This is a genomic window from Rathayibacter sp. AY1B5 (genome assembly GCF_002932795.1).
GTDB lineage: Bacteria > Actinomycetota > Actinomycetes > Actinomycetales > Microbacteriaceae > Rathayibacter.
In genome coordinates, this window is sequence record NZ_PSWM01000001.1 from 66310 (window position 1) to 84431 (window position 18122).

The window sequence follows — 18122 nt, forward strand, 5'->3', positions numbered from 1 at the left end:
TCAGTCGGCGGGGCGCAGATAGAGCACGGCGAGCGGCGGGAGCACCAGCTCGGCGGACGCGGGGCGGCCCGCCCACGGCTCCTCGCGCGCCTCGACCGCTCCGAAGTTCCCCACTCCGCTGCCGCCGTAGATCTCGGCGTCCGTGTTGACGAGCTCCTCCCAGCGGCCGGCCGTGGGCAGGCTCACGCGGTAGCCGTGCACGGGCGATCCCGAGAAGTTGGCGATGACGGCGATGGGGCGCCCCTCGCTGTCCTTCCGCAGGAACGAGACGACGTTGGCCGCCGCCGCGCCGCCGTCGATCCACTCGAAGCCCGACTGCTCGTGGTCGAGCTCCCAGAGCGACGGGGAGTCGCGGTACACGCGGTTCAGCTGCCCGACGAGGCTCCAGAGGCCGCGGTGGCTCGGCTGGTCGAGGATCCACCAGTCCAGACCCCGCTCCTCGCTCCACTCGGAGTACTGGCCGAACTCCTGGCCCATGAAGAGCAGCTGCTTGCCGGGGTGCGCCCACATGAAGGCGAGGTAGGCGCGCACGTTGGCGAGCTGCTGCCAGTGGTCGCCCGGCATCTTCTGGATCAGCGAGCCCTTGCCGTGCACGACCTCGTCGTGGCTGATCGGCAGGACGAACTTCTCGCTGAAGGCGTAGACGAACGAGAAGGTGATCTCGCCCAGGTGGTACTGGCGCCAGAGCGGGTCGTTCGCCATGTAGTCGAGCGAGTCGTGCATCCAGCCCATGTTCCACTTGAGCCCGAAGCCGAGGCCGCCGGAGCTGGTGGGCTGGGTGACGCCGGGCCAGCTCGTCGACTCCTCGGCGATCATCATGATGCCCGGGTGGAGCTTGTAGGCCGTGGCGTTGACCTCCTGGAGGAAGCTGATCGCCTCGAGGTGCTCGCGTCCGCCGTACTGGTTCGGCAGCCACTCGCCCTCCTTGCGGGAGTAGTCGAGGTACAGCATCGAGGCGACGGCGTCCACGCGCAGGGCGTCGACGTGGAACTCCTCGAGCCAGAACAGGGCGTTCGCGACGAGGAAGTTGCGCACCTGGGTGTGCCCGAAGTCGAAGACGTAGGTGCCCCAGTCCATCTGCTCGCCGCGCCGCCAGTCCGGGTGCTCGTAGAGCGGCTCGCCGTCGAAGCGGGCGAGGGCGAAGTCGTCCTTGGGGAAGTGCCCGGGCACCCAGTCGACGATGACGCCGATGCCGGCCTGGTGCAGGCGGTCGATCAGGTACTTGAGGTCGTCGGCCGTGCCGAAGCGGCTCGAGGCGGCGTAGTAGCCGGTGACCTGGTAGCCCCAGGACCCGCCGAACGGGTGCTCGGCGAGCGGCATGAACTCGACGTGCGTGAAGCCGAGCTCGGTGACGTACTCGATCAGCGGGTCCGCGAGGTCGCGGTAGCCCAGTCCGGGACGCCAGGAGCCGAGGTGCATCTCGTAGACGCTGAGCGGCTGTGTGTGCGGATCGACGGAGGCGCGCTTCTCCATCCAGCCGGAGTCGCCCCACTGGTGGTGCGAGACGGGGACCTTCGAGGCGGTCGCGGGCGGCACCTCTGTGGCGCGGGCCATCGGGTCGGCCTTGCGGACCCAGTGGCCGTCGCGCGACAGCAGGTCGAACTTGTAGGAGGCTCCGGGCTCGACGCCCGGCACGAAGATCTCCCAGACCCCGGTCGTGCCGAGGTTGCGGAGGGAGTGGCCCTCGCCGTTCCAGTCGTTGAAGTCGCCGACGACCCGAGCGGCCTGGGCGTGCGGGGCCCAGACGGCGAAGCTCGTGCCCCAGACCCCCTCGTGCTCGCGGTGGCGGGCGCCGAGCGCCTCCCAGAGCCGCTCGTGGCGGCCCTCTCCGATGAGGTAGAGGTCGAAGTCGCCGACCGTCTTCGAGAAGCGGAAGGGGTCCTCCGCGGTCCACTCGCCGCCGCCGTCGTAGCGGGCCTCGACGGTGTAGGCCTGCGGACCGAGGACGTGGAAGCCCTGCCAGATCCCGTCGCTGAGGTGGCTCAGCTCGACGCGCGCGCCGGTGGAGAGCACCACGGCGACCTTCTCGGCGAGCGGGCGGCGCACGCGGACGACCGTCACCGGGTCGGAGACCCCGGGGGCTGCGACGAGGTGCTGGCCCAGGACGTCGTGGGGGAGCGCGTTGCTACCGGTGGCGAGCTGCTGGAGCACCCACTCGGGGATGTCGGGCAGCGCGATCGCCGCGGTGCCGTCGACGGGGCCCCAGGCGGACGCGGGATCCGCGGTCGACTCGACGCTGCCGGCGGTCCTCTCGACGGGAGCGGCGCTGTCGGCGGCGACGGAGTTCGTGTCGTCGTGGACCGCGTCCTCGGCGGCGCTGCCGACCGGAGCGGAGACCGCGTCCTCGTCGGCGTCGGGCTCCTCGCCCTCGGCGTCGTCGGCCGCGACCGGCTGCGGCGCCTCCGGGACCGTCTCGACCGCGTAGCTCCGCGCGTTCTCGCCGTCCGCTCCGGGGTGCTGAGGAGCGTCCGGCGCCGCATCGGCGACGTGCGCGCCGTGGCCGGAGGTGGTCGCCGAGCTGGTGCCCGTCGTCGGGACCGTCTCGGCGTGCGCGCCGAGGCCCGCCTCCTCGGCGGGGTTCGTGCCCTCGGGAGTGTTTCCGCTCATCGCTCGTCCGCCTTCACGCTCAGGATGTGCACGGGCTCGACGAACGAGTCGAGCCGCACGTAGTCGTCGCTGCCCCAGGTCCAGACGGCGCCGGTGATCAGGTCCTCGACCTCGAAGGTCGCGCTCCAGTCGAGGCCGATCGCGGGCAGGTCGAGGTGGACCGTGGTCTCGCGCGCCGAGTGCGGGTCGGTGTTGACGACGACGATGATCGTGTCGTCGGTCCCGGTGCCCGTGAACGCGGCCTGCAGGTGCTTGGAGTAGACGAGGATCGCGTCGTCGTCGCTGCCGTGCACGTGCAGGTTCCGCAGCTGCCCGAGCGCGGGGTGCGAGCGCCGGATCTCGTTGAGGCGCGTGATGTACGGCGCCAGCGAGCGGCCCGACTCCTCGGCGCCGGCCCAGTCGCGCGTCTTGTACTCGTACTTCTCGTTGTCGATGTTCTCCTCGGCGCCGGGCCGAGCGACGTTCTCGACCAGCTCGTAGCCGGCGTAGACCCCCCACAGCGGGGACGCGGTCGCGGCCAGGGCCGCCCTCACCTTGTAGGCCGAGCGGCCGCCGTACTGGAGGTACTCGGTGAGGATGTCCGGGGTGTTCACGAAGAGGTTCGGCCGCATGTAGTCGGCCGTCTCGTGGGAGATGCTCGTGAAGAACTCGCCGAGCTCCTCCTTCGTGTTGCGCCAGGTGAAGTACGAGTACGACTGCTGGAAGCCGACCTTGCCGAGCGCGCGCATGATCGCGGGGCGCGTGAACGCCTCCGCGAGGAAGACGACCTCGGGGTGCTCGGCGTTGACCTCGTGGATGATCCACTCCCAGAAGTCGAGCGGCTTCGTGTGGGGGTTGTCGACGCGGAAGATGCGCACGCCCAGGTCGATCCAGTGGCGCAGGACCCGCAGCGACTCCTGGCGGATGCCCTCCGGGTCGTTGTCGAAGTTGATCGGGTAGATGTCCTGGTACTTCTTCGGCGGGTTCTCGGCGTAGGCGATCGAGCCGTCGGGGAGTGTCGTGAACCACTCGGGGTGGCTGGTCACCCAGGGGTGGTCGGGCGAGGCCTGCAGGGCGAAGTCGAGGGCGAGCTCGAGGCCCGCGTCCTCGACCGCGGCGTGGAAGGCGCGGAAGTCGTCCTCGGTGCCGAGGTCCGGGTGGATCGCGTCGTGCCCGCCCTCGGCCGAGCCGATCGCCCACGGCGAACCGGGGTCGCTCTCGCCGGCGTCGAGGGTGTTGTTCGGGCCCTTGCGGAAGGAGCGGCCGATGGGGTGGATCGGCGGCAGGTAGAGCACGTCGAAGCCCATCGCGGCCACGGCGGGGAGGCGGTCGATCGCGGTGCGGAAGGATCCGCTGGTCACGGTCCCGTCCTCGTGGCGCACCGCGCCCTCGGAGCGGGGGAAGAACTCGTACCAGGCGCCGACGCCGGCGCGGGTGCGCTCCACGTGCACGGTGCGCGGCTCCGAGACGCTGCTGAGGCTCATCACCGGGCGGGCGTCGAGCGCGCCGTGGACGGCGGGATCGGTCGCCGCAGCGAGGCGCTCCTCGGCGCTCAGGGAGTTGTCGCCGACGCGGGCGGCGGTGTCGGAGAGCAGGCCGCGCTCGCCGTCGGGCCGCGAGGCGTCGTCGGCGCCGCTGCGCAGCAGGCCCTCGCCGATGGCGAAGGTGACGTCGATGTCCAGGCCGGCCGGGATCTTGACCTCGGCGGTGTGCAGCCAGGTCGCCCAGTCGTCGGCGTAGGCGCGGATCCGGTAGCTCCAATCGCCCTCCTCGTCGAGGGCCACGAGACGCCCGTAGCGGTCGGTGCCGGTCGCGAGGAGCGACATGCGGTGCTCCGACTCGGCCCCGGACGGCGAGCTCAGCAGGAGGTCGACACCGATGAGGTCGTGCCCCTCCCGGAAGGCCGTGGCGGCGAACGGGACGACCTCGCCGACGAACGCCTTCGCGGGCCAGCGGTCGTCCTCGAGCCGCGGCTGCGGGTCGATGATCGGCAGGCGCTCGGCGCGGACGCGGTAGCCGCTGCCGGTCGTCGCGGGCGCCGGCGACGCGTCGGGTGCGTCGGCGGTCACCGGGGCGGCCGGTGCGCTGTCGGCCGCCGGGGGAGCAGGAGTCGCCTCGGGGGCGGCAGCGGGGGCCGGAGCGGCCGTCTCGGGAGGCGCCGACGCCTCCTGGGGTACGCGTCCGCGACCCGCTCGCCGTGCGTCCTTGCCGTTCTGAGCCTTGCCGAAAGGTATCTGAGCCACGTCACGACAGTAGCGACCGGCGGCGGCTCGCACACGACGCTTGCGCCCGCGCTCGGGCCTGTGCGAACGGACCAGGGGAGCGCGTCCCGGAGCGTCGGGGCGGGTCCGCGTCCCGCCGATCCGCGGTGGCCGGGGTCCGCTAGGGTGACCGAGCGCGACCGCCCCGGTGCTCCGCGACCGGGCGCTCCGGGGTCCGCAGAGAGTCGAGGGGTGCCGTGAAGGCGATCCGCCGCTTCATCGTCCGCTCCGTCCTCCCGCCCGAGCTCTCGGCTCTGGGCGATCTGGCGGGCAATCTGCGCTGGGCCTGGCACGAGCCCGCCCGGCGGCTGTTCGAGCGGGTCGATCCCGAGCTGTGGCGGCGCGGGGGAGCGGACCCCACTGCTCTGCTCGGAGCGGTGAGCCCGGAGCGCCTCTCCGAGCTGGCGGGGGACCAGGGCTTCGTCGACGAGGCGTGGCGCCTCCGCGACGAGCTGGAGCGCTATCGCACCGAGTCGCGGTGGTATCAGTCGCTCGCGGAGTCGGCCCCGCGCTCGATCGCCTACTTCTCGCCGGAGTTCGGCATCGCGGCGGCGCTGCCGCAGTACTCCGGCGGACTCGGCATCCTCGCCGGCGACCACCTGAAGGCCTCCTCGGACCTGGGCGTGCCGCTCACCGGCGTGGGCCTCTTCTACCGGTCGGGCTACTTCTCGCAGAAGCTCTCCGCCGACGGCTGGCAGCTCGAGTCCTACCCCTCGCTCGACCCCGACGGGCTGCCGCTGCGCGTCGTCCGGCTCGCCGACGGCTCGCCCGCCCGCATCGTGCTGGCGCTCCCCGAGGGCCGCGCGCTCTACGCCCGGGTCTGGCGCGCGGAGGTCGGCCGGGTGACCCTCCTCCTGCTCGACACCGACATCCCCGAGAACGAGGACTCGCTCCGCTCCGTCACCGACCGCCTCTACGGCGGCGGGGGCGAGCACCGCCTGCTGCAGGAGCTGCTGCTGGGCATCGGCGGGGTCCGCGCGCTCGAGCTCTGGGCAGAGGTCTCGGGAGGCGTCCTTCCGGAGGTGTTCCACACCAACGAGGGGCACGCCGGCTTCCAGGGGCTGGAGCGCATCTCCGGTCTGATCGGGGCGGGCCTGGACTTCGATCAGGCTCTCCAGGTGGTGCGGGCGAGCACGGTCTTCACCACGCACACTCCGGTTCCGGCGGGCATCGACCGCTTCGACCGCGGGATGATCGAGGAGTACTTCTCGACGGAGCTGCTGCCGGGCGTGCAGGTCGAGGACGTGCTCGCGCTGGGCGCCGAGCCGGGGGACTCCGGGACGGCGTTCAACATGGCGTACATGGGCCTGCGGCTCGCGCAGCGCTCCAACGGCGTCTCGACGCTGCACGGCGAGGTCAGCCGCTCGATGTTCTCGAGCCTCTGGCCCGGCTTCGAGACGGCGGAGGTGCCGATCGGCTCGGTCACGAACGGCGTCCACGCGGCGACCTGGACCGATCCGATCCTCCGGCGGCTCGCGGAGGAGCGGCTCGGCACCGACGACACGACGCGGGCCGACTGGGCCTCGGGGGCGCTCGGCGACACCGAGCTGTGGGCCGCTCGCCGGGCGATGCGGGAGCAGCTGGTGCAGGACGCCCGCCGCCGGGCCGCCCGCTCCTGGCGCGAGCAGAATCCGGGCGGCCTCCCGCCGGCCTGGCTCGACGAGCTGCTGGACCCGGACGTGCTCACCATCGGCTTCGCGCGGCGGGTGCCGACCTACAAGCGGCTGACCCTGATGCTCCACGACCCCGAGCGGCTGCGAGCGCTGCTCACCCACCCGCAGCACCCGATCCAGATCGTCATCGCGGGCAAGTCCCACCCGGCCGACGAGGAGGGGAAGCGCCTGATCCAGCGGCTCGTCCGCTTCGCGCAGGAGCCGGACGTGCGCCGCAGGATCGTCTTCCTCCCGGACTACGACATCGCGATGGCCCAGCTGCTCTACCCGGGCACCGACGTCTGGCTCAACAACCCGCTGCGCCCGCTCGAGGCGTGCGGCACCTCCGGGATGAAGGCGGCGCTCAACGGCTCGCTCAACCTCTCGATCCTCGACGGCTGGTGGAACGAGTACTTCGACGGCGAGAACGGCTGGGCGATCCCCTCCTCCGACCGCGCGCTCGACCCGGAGGCCCGCGACACGCTCGAGGCCGAGGCGCTCTACGAGCTGCTCGAGACCGAGGTGGTGCCGCGCTACTACGAGCGCGATCACGACGGAGTGCCCCGGCGGTGGGTGCGCTCGATCCGGCACACCCTCGCGACCCTCTCGCCGGAGCTCTCCGCCGAGCGGATGGTGCGCCAGTACGTCGAGGCGCTCTACTCGCCGGCCGCCGAGGCCGGGCGCGCCGTCGCCGCCGACCACTTCGAGCCGGCCAAGGAGCTGGCGGCGTGGAAGCGGCGGGTCCGCGCCGGCTGGCCCGGGGTCGCGGTGGCCTCTGTCGAGTCCGGCGGGATCGATGCGGTGCCCCAGCGCGGGGACCGGCTGGCCGTGCGGGCGGGCGTGCGCCTGGGCGAGCTCTCGCCGGAGGACGTCTCGGTCGAGGTCGTCTACGGGACGACGTCCGCCGACGGCTCGCTCACCGAGGTCGGCCATCACGAGCTCGAGGTGGTCGAGGAGTCGGGCGCCGTGGTGCCGGCCGACGCGGTGGGGCGCGTGCCGTACGCCGGAGTGGTCACCCTCGACCGCAGCGGCTCCTTCGGCTACACCGTCCGCGTCGTGCCGCGGCACCCGCTCCTCGCCCGCTCCGCCGAGCTCGGGCTGACCGCCGCCGCCGGCTGACCCCGCACCATCCCTCTCCGCGAGATGCCACTCCGGCACGCGTTCGTCGGCGTGTCGCGTACTCAAGTGGCATCTCGCGAGCGGAGGACAGGGGCGGGGCCGCGGAGGCGGGGCGGGCGGGCGTCAGCGCGCGATGTCGGCGAGCAGGGCGGCCGTCGCGGCGACGAGGTCGGCGGGGGTGAGCTCGATGTCGAAGCCCCGGCGCCCGCCCGAGACGAGCACCGTGTCGTGGAGCTCGACGGTCTCGTCGATCACCGTGCGGTGCCGCGTCCTCTGCCCGAGCGGCGAGATGCCGCCGAGCACGTAGCCGGTCCGGCGCTGGGCGAGCGTTGGATCGGCCATCGCCGCCCGCCTGCCCCCGACCGCGGCCGCGAGCTCCTTCAGCCCGAGCGAGCCGGTGACGGGCACGACGCCCACCACGAGCTCGCCGTCCACGTCGACCATCAGCGTCTTGAACACGCGCTCCGGCTCCACGCCGAGCGCCTCGGCCGCCTCGAGCCCGTAGCGCGTCGTGGCCGGGTCGTGCCGGTACTGGCGGGGAGTGAAGGGGACGCCCGCCGCCGTCAGCGCGACGGTCGCCGGAGTCCCCGGTCCGCTCCGCGCCATCAGGCGTCCAGCTCGGCCGCCGGCCCGTGCGCGGCGAAGAGCTGCATCGAGGTGCCGGCCACGCGGATGACCTGCCCGGGCTCGAACGACTCGCCGTGCTCCAGCGGCTCCGCCTCCTCGCTGTTCCACAGGCGCGTGTAGCCGGTGACCCCCTCGCCCTCGGCGAGCACGACCGTGGTGTCCTGCTCGACGCCGTGCACCACCAGCAGGACGCGGTCCGGCTCGCCCTCGACCGGGGTCGAGGCCGCGAGGTACTGCAGCGTCCGGTTGGCGGCGGAGGCCCAGTCGTGCTCGCTCATCCCGCGCCCGTGGGCGTCGAACCAGGACATGGTCGTGGCGCCCGGCTCGCTCGCGTCGCCGCTGCCGTAGCGGGAGGGACGCAGCGCCGGGTGCTCGCGCCGCAGGCGCAGCAGGGTCCGCGTGTGCGCGCGGAGCGCGAGCTGCCAGTCGGCCAGGCCCTCCCAGCGCACCCAGGTCAGGTCCGAGTCCTGGCAGTAGGCGTTGTTGTTGCCGCGCTGGCTGCGCCCGGTCTCGTCGCCCGCCGTGATCATCGGCACGCCGGCCGACAGCAGCAGGGTGCCGAGGAGGTTCCGCATCGCCTTGCGCCGCGCCAGCGTGATCCGCTCGTCGGTGGTGGGGCCCTCGAAGCCGTGGTTGAAGGAGCGGTTGGTGTCGGCTCCGTCGCGGTTCGACTCGCCGTTGCCGATGTTGTGCTTGACGTTGTACGAGACGAGGTCCGCGAGCGTGAAGCCGTCGTGCGCGGTGACGAAGTTGACCGACGCGAGGGGTCCCCGCTCCGGCGAGAAGGTGTTGGAGGAGCCCGAGAGCCGGGTGGCGAAGCCGCCGATGCCGACGGGGGCCGTGCCGGCGCGGCGGGCGTAGTCGATGTCCGAGAGCCAGAAGTTGCGGGCGCGGTCGCGGTAGCGGTCGTTCCACTCCGACCACCCGGCCGGGAAGTTCCCGGTCTGCCATCCGCCCATGCCCACGTCCCAGGGCTCGGCGATCATCTTCACGCCGGCCAGCGCCGGGTCCTCGACCGCGGCCCGCAGCAGCGGGTGGTCGCTCCGGAAGTGCGCGATCTCGTCCCGGCCGAGGGTCGCGGCCAGGTCGAGCCGGAAGCCGTCGATCCCGACCTCGCCGGACCAGTAGCGCATCGAGTCCAGAGCGAGGCGCTGCGCCGCGGGCCGGCCGAAGTCGATCGTGTTGCCGCAGCCGGTGACGTCCACGTAGTGGCCCTCGGGCGTCTGGCGGTACCAGCCGGCGTCGTCGATGCCGCGCAGGCTCGACATCGGCCCGCCCGGCCCCTCCTCGGCGGTGTGGTTGTAGACCACGTCCAGGATCACCTCGAGGCCGGCCTCGTGCAGGAGCTTCACCATCCCCTTGAACTCGCGGAGCACCGCGGTCGGTCCGCCGCGCTGCGCGGTCGAGGAGGCGTAGGCGGCGTGCGGCGCGAAGAAGTTCAGCGTGTTGTAGCCCCAGTAGTTGGTCAGGCCCTGCCGCAGCAGGCGCTGCTCCGACACGAACGCGTGCACCGGCAGCAGCTCGACCGCCGTCACGCCCAGCTCGAGCAGCGCCGAGACCGTCGACTCGTGCGCCAGGCCGGCGTAGGTGCCGCGCAGCTCCACGGGGAGCGCCGGGTTCAGCCGGGTCAGCCCCTTCACGTGCGCCTCGTAGATCACGGTGCGGTCCATCGGGGTGCCGGGCCGGGAGGAGGAGCCCCAGTCGAACGAGTCGTCCACGACGACCGAGCGCCACTCGTTCTCCGCCACCCGGTGCAGGCCCCGGGAGTACGGCTCCAGCAGGGGCCGGCGGGGGTCGAAGCGGTGGCGGGGGCCGGTCGGCCCGTCGACGCGCAGGGCGTAGCGGCGGCCGGGGGCCAGCAGATCGGAGCGCGCGGACCAGACCGCGTCGTCGTCGCGCGCCAGCGGGACCGTGCGGGTCACCCAGGTCGAGTCCTTCTCGTCGTACAGCAGCAGATCGACGGCGCTCGCGCTCTCGGACCAGACCCGCAGCTCACCGCCCTGATCGTCCACGGTCACGCCGAGCCGGGCCAGGGGATCGTGAGAGGTCATGCGACTTACAGTAGTGACGGGCACCGGCTCCCTCCGTGCCCCCGACGCGGGACGAAGGGCTGCTGTGATCTACCTCGACCACGCCGCGACCACCCCGTTGCGCGCCTCGGCGCTCGCCGCGTTCGCCGAGGCGTCCGCCCATGCCGGCAACCCCTCCTCCGTGCACGGCTCCGGCCAGGAGGCGCGCCGCCGCCTGGAGGACGCCCGCTCGGCGCTCGCCGGAGTGCTCGGCTGCGAGCCGATCGAGGTGATCCTCACCGCAGGCGGGACCGAGGCGGTCAACCTCGGCGTCAAGGGCCTCTACTGGCAGCGCCGGAGCGAGGATCCGGCCCGCGTCCGGGTCCTGGTCGCCGAGGGGGAGCACCACGCGACCCTCGACTCCGCCGCCTGGCTCGCCGAGCACGAGGGCGCCGTCCTCGAGTGGCTGCCGCTCGACGACGAGGGAAGCCTGCGACCGGAGGCGCTCGCCGCGGCGCTGGAGGAGGACCCCGGCTCGGTCGCCCTGGTCACGGTGCTCTGGGTCAACAACGAGATCGGCACGATCAACCCGATCGGCGAGCTCGCGGCTGTCTGTGCGCGCGCCGGCGTCCCCCTCCACGTCGACGCGGTCGCCGCCCTCGGGCACGTGCCGCTGCGGATCGCCGAGATCCGCCGAGCCTCCGGCTCCGGGCGCGGCGCGGGACTGGCCGCAGTCAGCGTCTCGGGTCACAAGGTCGGCGGGCCGATCGCGACCGGCGCCCTCGTCCTCGCCCGCGACGCCCGCGCGGTTCCGGTGCTGCACGGAGGCGGACAGCAGCGGGGCGTCCGCTCCGGCACCCAGGACGTCCCCGGTGCCGCGGCCTTCGCCGCCGCCGCGGTCGAGGCGGACGCCGAGCTGTCGGCGGAGGCGCAGCGCCTGGCCGCCCTGCGCGACCGGCTCGTCGCGGGCGTCCTCGCCGCCGTGCCGGGTGCGACCCTGACCGGGCCCGCCCTCGACTCCGGGCGCCGGGTCGCCACCAACGCGCACCTCGCCTTCCCCGGTGCGCAGGGCGACTCCCTCCTCTTCCTCCTCGACACCGCGGGCGTCTCCGTCTCGACCGGGTCCGCCTGCACGGCGGGGATCCCGGAGCCCTCGCACGTGGTCCTCGCGCTCGGCCGGAGCGAGGACGAGGCCCGCGGGGTGCTCCGGATGACGCTCGGCCACACCTCGACCGACGAGGACGTCGACGCCTTCCTGACGGCGCTGCCCGGCGCCTACGCCCGCGCCGCCCGCGCCGGACTCTCGAACCGTGCGGTGCTGCGCGCCTGAATCCCTGCCGGCCGCGCCCGCGGGAAACGTAGACTCGCACGGTGAAGGTTCTGGCGGCGATGAGCGGTGGAGTGGACTCGGCGGTGGCCGCGGCCCGCGCGGTGGAGGCGGGGCACGACGTGGTGGGCGTGCACCTCGCCCTGAGCAGGATGCCCGGCACGCTGCGCACCGGCAGCAGGGGGTGCTGCACGATCGAGGACTCGATGGACGCGCAGCGCGCCGCGAACGTCCTCGGCATCCCGTACTACGTGTGGGACTTCTCCGAGCGGTTCAAGCTGGACGTCGTCGACGACTTCGTCGCCGAGTACTCGGCGGGCCGCACCCCGAACCCCTGCATGCGCTGCAACGAGCGGATCAAGTTCGCCGCCCTGCTCGAGAAGGCTCTCGACCTCGGCTTCGACGCCGTCTGCACCGGCCACTACGCCTCCCTCCGCACCGCCGCCGACGGGACCCCGGAGCTGCACCGCGCGAGCGATGAGGCGAAGGACCAGTCCTACGTCCTCGGCGTGCTGACGGAGCAGCAGCTGCGGCACTCGATGTTCCCGCTCGGCTCCACGCCGTCCAAGGCGATCGTGCGCGCGGAGGCGGCGGAGCGCGGCCTCAGCGTCGCGAGCAAGCCCGACAGCTACGACATCTGCTTCATCCCCGACGGCGACACCCGCGGCTGGCTCGCCGAGCGCGTCACCCCCGAGACCGGAGCGATCGTCGACCGGGACGGCGCGGTGGTCGGCTCCCACGAGGGCGCCCACGGGTACACGGTGGGCCAGCGCCGGGGCCTGCACCTCGGCGTCCCTGCGCCCGACGGACGGCCGCGCTTCGTCCTGGAGGTCCGGCCGGTGAGCAACGAGGTCGTGGTCGGTCCGCGCGAGGCGCTGCGCATCGGCGAGATCGCCGGCGAGCGGTTCACCTGGGCGGGCGCCGCTCCCGAGGACGCGGACGCGCCCTTCCGCTGCGACGTCCAGATCCGGGCCCACGCCGACCCGGTCCCCGCCTCCGCCGTGGTGTCGCAGGTCGATGGCAGGGTGGAGCTCGTGATCACTCCGGACTCGCCGCTCGACGGCGTCGCCCCCGGCCAGACGGCCGTCGTCTACCTCGGCACCCGCGTGCTGGGCCAGTGCACGATCGACCGCACGGTCGCGGCCGACGCCGCGGTGCTCCGATGAGCGCCGTCGAGCCCGCCGCCCGCGTCGAGGCGCTTCGCGCGCGGATCCGGTCGGCGAGCGACGACTACTACGCGGCCGACTCGTCGCCGCTGTCCGACGCCGAGTACGACGCCCTGGTGCGCGAGCTCGCCGCGCTCGAGGCCGAGCACCCCGAGCTCGCCGCCGAGGACTCGCCGACGCAGACCGTCGGCGGGATCGTCGGAGCGGGCCTCGCTCCGATCGACCACGCCGAGCGGATGCTCTCCCTCGACAACGTGTTCTCGGCCGAGGAGCTGCGCGAGTGGTGCGAGAAGACGGTGGCCTCGGCCGACCGCCCCGTCGCCTGGCTCACCGAGCTCAAGATCGACGGCCTCGCGATCTCCCTCCACTACGAGAACGGCCGCCTCACCACGGCGGCGACCCGCGGCGACGGCCGCACCGGCGAGGACGTCACCGTCAACGCGCTCCGCGTCGCGGGAATCCCCGAGCGACTCTCCGGCGAGGGCCACCCGGCGCTCGTCGAGGTGCGCGGCGAGGTCTTCATCCCCGTGGCCGCCTTCGCCGAGCTGAACGCCCTCCAGGAGACTCTGCGCGACGAGGCGGTCGAGGAGGCGCGGACCCGGTGGTCGTCCCGCCCCGCCGCCACCCGCGGCGCCTTCGAGGAGGAGAAGGCGCGCACGAGCGCGCTCCGGCGCTTCCCGACCTTCGCCAACCCGCGCAACGCGGCGAGCGGCGGCCTCCGCCAGCAGCTCGACAAGAAGTCGGGTCTCGACCTGCGTGCGGGCGAGGCGCGCGTCGGCTCCCTCGCGCTCTACGTGCACGGCATCGGCGCCTGGCCGGACCCGCCGGTCTCGACCCAGTCCGAGGTCTACGGCCTGCTCTCCTCCTGGGGACTGCCGGTCAGCGGCCACAACCGCGTCTCGGCCTCGATGGAGGAGGTGCTCGCCTTCGTCGAGCGCTACGGCCGCGAACGGCACTCGGTCGAGCACGAGATCGACGGCGTGGTCGTGAAGGTGGACGAGCTCGAGCTGCACGACGAGCTCGGCGCCACCAGCCGGGCGCCGCGCTGGGCGATCGCCTACAAGTACCCGCCCGAGGAGGTGCACACGACGCTCCTCGACATCGTCGTGAGCGTCGGGCGCACCGGCCGGGCGACGCCGTTCGCCCAGATGACCAAGGTGAAGGTCGCGGGGTCCGAGGTGCGCCAGGCCACGCTGCACAACGCCGACGTGGTGAAGGCGAAGGGCGTGCTCATCGGCGACACGGTCGTGCTGCGGAAGGCCGGGGACGTCATCCCCGAGGTGCTCGGCCCGGTGGTGGAGCTCCGCGACGGCACCGAGCGCGAGTTCGTGATGCCGACGCAGTGCCCCGAGTGCGGCACCACGCTCGCTCCGGCCAAGGAGGGCGACGTCGACCTGCGCTGCCCCAACGCGGAGTCCTGCCCCGCGCAGGTCCGCGGGCGCGTCGAGCACATCGGCAGCCGCGGTGCGCTCGACATCGAGGCGCTCGGCGAGGTCAGCGCCGCCGCCCTGACCCAGCCCCTGGTCCCCGCAGAGCCGCCGCTGCGGACCGAGGCCGGCCTGTTCGAGCTCACGGTGGCCGATCTCTTCCCGATCGAGGTCGTCGTCCGCGACTCCGAGACGGGTCTGCAGAAGCTCGACGCGAAGGGCGATCCGAAGGTCGTCACGCCCTTCAAGCGCAAGCGGCAGCTCGCCAAGGACGGCGCCGTCGACCCGGAGGCGGGAGCCTTCGCGGGGGACGCCTCCTCCGTGCCCTCCACCAACGCGCTCCGGCTGATCGAGAACATCGAGCGGGCGAAGACCAAGGAGCTGTGGCGCCTGCTGGTCTCGCTCAGCATCCGCCACGTCGGCCCGGTCGCGGCGCGCGCGCTGGCGGGATACTTCGGCTCGCTCGACGCGATCCGCGGAGCGAGCCGCGACGAGCTCGCCGCGGTCGACGGGGTGGGCGGGATCATCGCCGACGCCCTGATCGCCTGGTTCGAGGTCGACTGGCACGTCGAGATCGTCGACCGCTGGGCCGCGGCCGGAGTGCGCTTCGCCACGCCCGGCCACCCCGGTCCCGGTGCCGCGGACGCCGCTGGTGGGGTGCTCGCGGGCCTCACGGTCGTGGCGACCGGCAGCCTGGAGGGGTACTCCCGCGAAGGGGCCCAGGAGGCGATCCTCGCGGCCGGCGGCAAGGCCGGCTCGAGCGTCTCGAAGAAGACCGACTACGTCGCCGCCGGCCCCGGCGCCGGCAGCAAGCTCGGCAAGGCCGAGGCCCTGGGGCTCCGGATCATCACCGCGGCCGAGTTCCACCTCCTGGTGACCGAGGGACCGGCCGCGATCGCGCTGCCGGAGGAGGCGTCCGCCGACGCGCCGGAGGACGACGCCGTCCCGGAGATCGACGCCGTCCCGGACACGGCCGCCCCGACCACGGAGGAGTCGACCGGGCCCGATGCCTGACGCGGGCGGCGAGGAGCGGCGCGCGTTCCTGCGCCGCTCCCTCGCCGACGCCGCGTCGCTCGCACTCGACGCCGCGGCTCGGCCCACGGCCGCCGAGCGCCGGAGCGCCGAGGCGCTCGGACGGATCGACCACCTGGTCGTGCTCTCCTTCGCCGGCCGCAGCCGCGACCAGGTCCTCGGCGCGCTCGACGATCCGGACGGCCCGGTGTTCGCCGGCGGCACGGACGCCGTGATGACCGCGCCCGGCCCGGACGATCCTCCGGGCGCGCGCTTCGCCCCCGAGATGCTGCCGGTGCACGCGCTGCTCGCCACGGCCTTCGCCCGGGCCGACGACTGGCGCGCCGACGGCCGCGATCCGCTGCCGGCGGCCCTGCACGCGGCCCGGGAGACCGGCACCGGCTGGGCTCTCGCGATCGACGAGCGGCAGGGCGTCTCGACCACGCTCCTCGCCGATCCGGAGTGGCCCCACGGCGATCCGGGTGCCGCCGGCTCCCGCGGCGGGCGCCTCCTGGCCGTCGACGCGCTGGCCGCCGAGGCCGCCGCCGGCACCCTGCCTCCGCTCGTCCTGGTCGAGCCGCGCTCCCTCGTCGATCCGGCCGACTTCGCCGACGCCGCAGCCGCCGGCACCGATCGATCCGCCGATGCGCGGCTCGCGGAGCAGCTGCTGCACGTCGTGGCCGACGCCGTCCGCGCCGGGGAGGGAGCGGGGCGGCGGATGCTGCTCCTCGTCACCGCGCGGGGGAGCGCGGACCGGCCCGGCACCGTGCCGGCGCTCGTGCTGGCCTCTGCGGTCCCCTCGGGCGCACGGATCGGCGTGCCGCTCGGTCCGGAGGCTCCCGCGCAGCTCGTCCGCGCCCGGGCGGGCGTGCGCCGCGCCCTCGTCGATCCGCAGGTCCGAGAGCTGGCCGCACTCCTGAGCGGTCCCGACCGGCCCCTCGCGCGCTGGCCCCGCACGGCACCGGCGTTCGCGCCGCCCGCGCCGGTCGGGCGGCGCCTCCGCGACGCGGCCCGCCGCGCCCGCGTCGACCTCGAGCCGGAGGCCGGACTGCTCGCCCGACTCCGGGCCGCCGCCCCGGGCGCGTCGCTACACTCCGAGCAGGCGCAGGCGGCGCAGGAGAGGCGGCGGAGATGACCAGCGAGCGGACTCCCTCGGAGCACGACGACGCAGCGCCCCGCTCCCGCTCCCGCCGCCGCTTCCTGGCCGGAACCGCCGCCGCCGGAGTCGGAGCCGGAGCCCTCGCCGGCGGCGCGATCGGCGCGGCCGTCGCCTCCGGTCGACGTCGCGAGGAGGAGCCGCGACTGCCCGCCCGTGCGGAGCCGGGTTTCGACCACGTCGTCGTGATCATGTTCGAGAACCGCTCCTTCGACAACGTTCTGGGGCGCCTCTACGGACCGGACGACCTGCCCGCGGGCGAGAGCTTCGAGGGCCTCCTCCCCGACGAGCGGACGAACACCAGCGCCGGGGGCCTGACCGTCGGCACGCACGTCTACGAGGGCGCCACCGACTCCGTGATGCGCCAGCCCGACCCGGATCCCGGCGAGGAGTACCCGCACGTCAACACCCAGCTCTTCGGCACGGTGGATCCGCCCGAGAACGCCGACCGCACCGTCGGCGCCATGATCGCGCCCTTCAACGCGCCCGCCGACGCCTCCGCCCCGACGATGAGCGGCTTCCTCGAGGACTACGTCCAGCACCTGCGGGTGATGAAGAAGGGGCAGGAGCCCACGGCGGAGGAGGCGCGGACGATCATGGGCGGCTTCTCGCCGGAGATGCTGCCCGTCTTCTCCACCCTCGCCCGCGAGTTCGCCGTCTTCGACCACTGGTTCTGCGCCGTCCCCTCCCAGACCTTCTGCAACCGCTCCTTCCTGCACGCGTCGACCTCGCACGGCTTCGTCACGAACAAGCAGGGCGGCGGCTACGAGAAGTGGCTCGCCGACGATCTGGCCGACGCGCCGACCGTCTTCAACCGCCTCGAGGAGGCGGGGAAGACCTGGCGGGTCTACTTCGACGCGCTGCAGGTGGTCTCGTACACCGGGTTCCTGCATGCGCCGGTGCTCGAGAAGTACTGGAAGACGCACTTCTCGACGATGGACCGCTTCTACGCCGACGTGGAGAACGGCGAGCTGCCCGACTACGCGTTCCTCGAGCCGCGGCTCGTCTTCGACCACAACGACATGCACCCGCCGACCGGCGTCCTGCACGAGGACGAGGTCGACGGCACGCCCGTCTACGACAGCGCTCTGTCCGACGTCCGCGCCGGTGAGCTGCTGCTGCACCAGGTGTACTCGGCGATCCGGGAGAGCGCGAGCACGACCGGCTCGAACGCGGTGAACACGCTCCTGCTGGCGACCTTCGACGAGCACGGGGGCCTCTACGACCACGTCCCCCCGCCGCCGGCGACTCCGCCGGGCGACGGCCGCGAGGGCGAGATGGGCTTCGCCTTCGACCGGCTCGGCTGCCGCGTACCGGCGATCGCCGTCTCGGCGTACACGAGGGCCGGCACGATCGTGCACGACGAGCTGCACCACGGCGCCGTGATCCGGACCCTCAGCGCCCTGCACGGCCTCGAGCCGCTGACCGCTCGCGACGCCTCCGCCCCCGACCTCTTCGGGGTGCTGACCCTCGACGAGCCGCGGCAGATCGGCGACTGGCCGACCACGGTGCCGCAGTACCTGCCCCCGAACCCCGAGGCGGCACCCGCGCATCCGGCGCACGTGAACCGCGACAAGCCGCTGAGCCCGCCCGCCGTCGGCCTGATGGGACTGCTGCTGGCCCGGTACGGCGAGCCCGGCGAGGACCTGCCGACCACCTACGAGGGGGCGTACGACGCGCTCCTGAAGCACGGCGCCAGCCTCTTCGGCGGCTCCTGACGGGCGGGCGGCGCGGGCGGAGGCGGTGCGGGTGCGCCGAGTAGACTGGCGGCCGGAAATCCC

General features: G+C 73.6%; 10 protein-coding genes. 6 read left to right on the forward strand and 4 right to left on the reverse strand.

Going from position 1 to position 18122, the window contains the following annotated elements:
- Together glgB and C5D44_RS00365 are read right to left on the reverse strand one after the other, a co-directional pair.
- Positions 1–2607 (reverse strand): 1,4-alpha-glucan branching protein GlgB, encoded by a 2607-nt coding sequence (gene glgB / locus C5D44_RS00360; protein ID WP_104280529.1) that lies wholly within the window; start codon positions 2605–2607, stop codon positions 1–3.
- Positions 2604–4574, reverse strand: a complete 1971-nt coding sequence (locus tag C5D44_RS00365; protein ID WP_258067843.1) for an alpha-1,4-glucan--maltose-1-phosphate maltosyltransferase — start codon at positions 4572–4574, stop codon at positions 2604–2606. The genes glgB and C5D44_RS00365 overlap by 4 nt, the downstream gene beginning before the upstream one ends.
- A 470-nt stretch (positions 4575–5044) precedes the next feature.
- On the opposite strand from C5D44_RS00365, the gene glgP reads away from it, so the two are divergent.
- Positions 5045–7618 carry an alpha-glucan family phosphorylase gene (gene glgP / locus C5D44_RS00370; RefSeq protein ID WP_104280531.1) on the forward strand — a complete coding sequence of 858 codons (2574 nt, stop codon included), beginning with the start codon at positions 5045–5047 and terminating at the stop codon, positions 7616–7618.
- A 123-nt stretch (positions 7619–7741) separates the two neighbouring features.
- Here glgP and ybaK read toward each other — a convergent pair whose 3' ends face one another.
- On the reverse strand, positions 7742–8224 hold the full coding sequence (gene ybaK, locus C5D44_RS00375) for a Cys-tRNA(Pro) deacylase (RefSeq protein WP_104276011.1): 483 nt from the start codon (positions 8222–8224) through the stop codon (positions 7742–7744).
- Positions 8224–10296, reverse strand: a complete 2073-nt coding sequence (gene glgX, locus C5D44_RS00380; protein WP_104280532.1) for a glycogen debranching protein GlgX — start codon at positions 10294–10296, stop codon at positions 8224–8226. Before glgX ends, ybaK begins: the two co-directional genes overlap by 1 nt.
- Between glgX and C5D44_RS00385 the strand changes: the two genes are divergently transcribed.
- Genes C5D44_RS00385 through C5D44_RS00405 form a run of 5 tightly spaced genes read left to right on the forward strand, consistent with a single transcriptional unit; the run spans position 10295 to position 18059 of the window.
- A complete protein-coding gene (locus C5D44_RS00385; protein WP_104280533.1) occupies positions 10295–11584 on the forward strand; it encodes a cysteine desulfurase family protein in 1290 nt (429 codons plus the stop codon). The two genes, glgX and C5D44_RS00385, sit on opposite strands and share 2 nt — an antisense overlap.
- 41 nt (positions 11585–11625) lie before the next feature.
- Positions 11626–12747, forward strand: coding sequence for a tRNA 2-thiouridine(34) synthase MnmA (mnmA, locus tag C5D44_RS00390; RefSeq protein WP_181110256.1), 1122 nt, complete (start codon positions 11626–11628; stop codon positions 12745–12747).
- Positions 12744–15188, forward strand: coding sequence for an NAD-dependent DNA ligase LigA (gene ligA / locus C5D44_RS00395; protein ID WP_104276015.1), 2445 nt, complete (start codon positions 12744–12746; stop codon positions 15186–15188). Before mnmA ends, ligA begins: the two co-directional genes overlap by 4 nt.
- Positions 15181–16320: a hypothetical protein gene (locus C5D44_RS00400; RefSeq protein ID WP_104280534.1), complete on the forward strand. Its 1140-nt coding sequence runs from the start codon at positions 15181–15183 to the stop codon at positions 16318–16320. The genes ligA and C5D44_RS00400 overlap by 8 nt, the downstream gene beginning before the upstream one ends.
- Entirely contained in the window at positions 16317–18059 is a 1743-nt protein-coding gene (locus C5D44_RS00405) for an alkaline phosphatase family protein (protein ID WP_104276017.1), read from the forward strand. Before C5D44_RS00400 ends, C5D44_RS00405 begins: the two co-directional genes overlap by 4 nt.
- Positions 18060–18122 lie beyond the last annotated feature (63 nt).

Excerpts from the sequence above, each read along its gene's own strand:
- C5D44_RS00400 (WP_104280534.1), top strand. The coding sequence starts at position 15,181 with ATGCCTGACGCGGGCGGCGAGGAGCGGCGCGCGTTCCTGCGCCGCTCC.
- ybaK (WP_104276011.1), bottom strand. The coding sequence starts at position 8,224 with ATGGCGCGGAGCGGACCGGGGACTCCGGCGACCGTCGCGCTGACGGCG.
- ligA (WP_104276015.1), top strand. The coding sequence starts at position 12,744 with ATGAGCGCCGTCGAGCCCGCCGCCCGCGTCGAGGCGCTTCGCGCGCGG.
- C5D44_RS00385 (WP_104280533.1), top strand. The coding sequence starts at position 10,295 with ATGCGACTTACAGTAGTGACGGGCACCGGCTCCCTCCGTGCCCCCGAC.
- C5D44_RS00405 (WP_104276017.1), top strand. The coding sequence starts at position 16,317 with ATGACCAGCGAGCGGACTCCCTCGGAGCACGACGACGCAGCGCCCCGC.
- glgB (WP_104280529.1), bottom strand. The coding sequence starts at position 2,607 with ATGAGCGGAAACACTCCCGAGGGCACGAACCCCGCCGAGGAGGCGGGC.
- glgX (WP_104280532.1), bottom strand. The coding sequence starts at position 10,296 with ATGACCTCTCACGATCCCCTGGCCCGGCTCGGCGTGACCGTGGACGAT.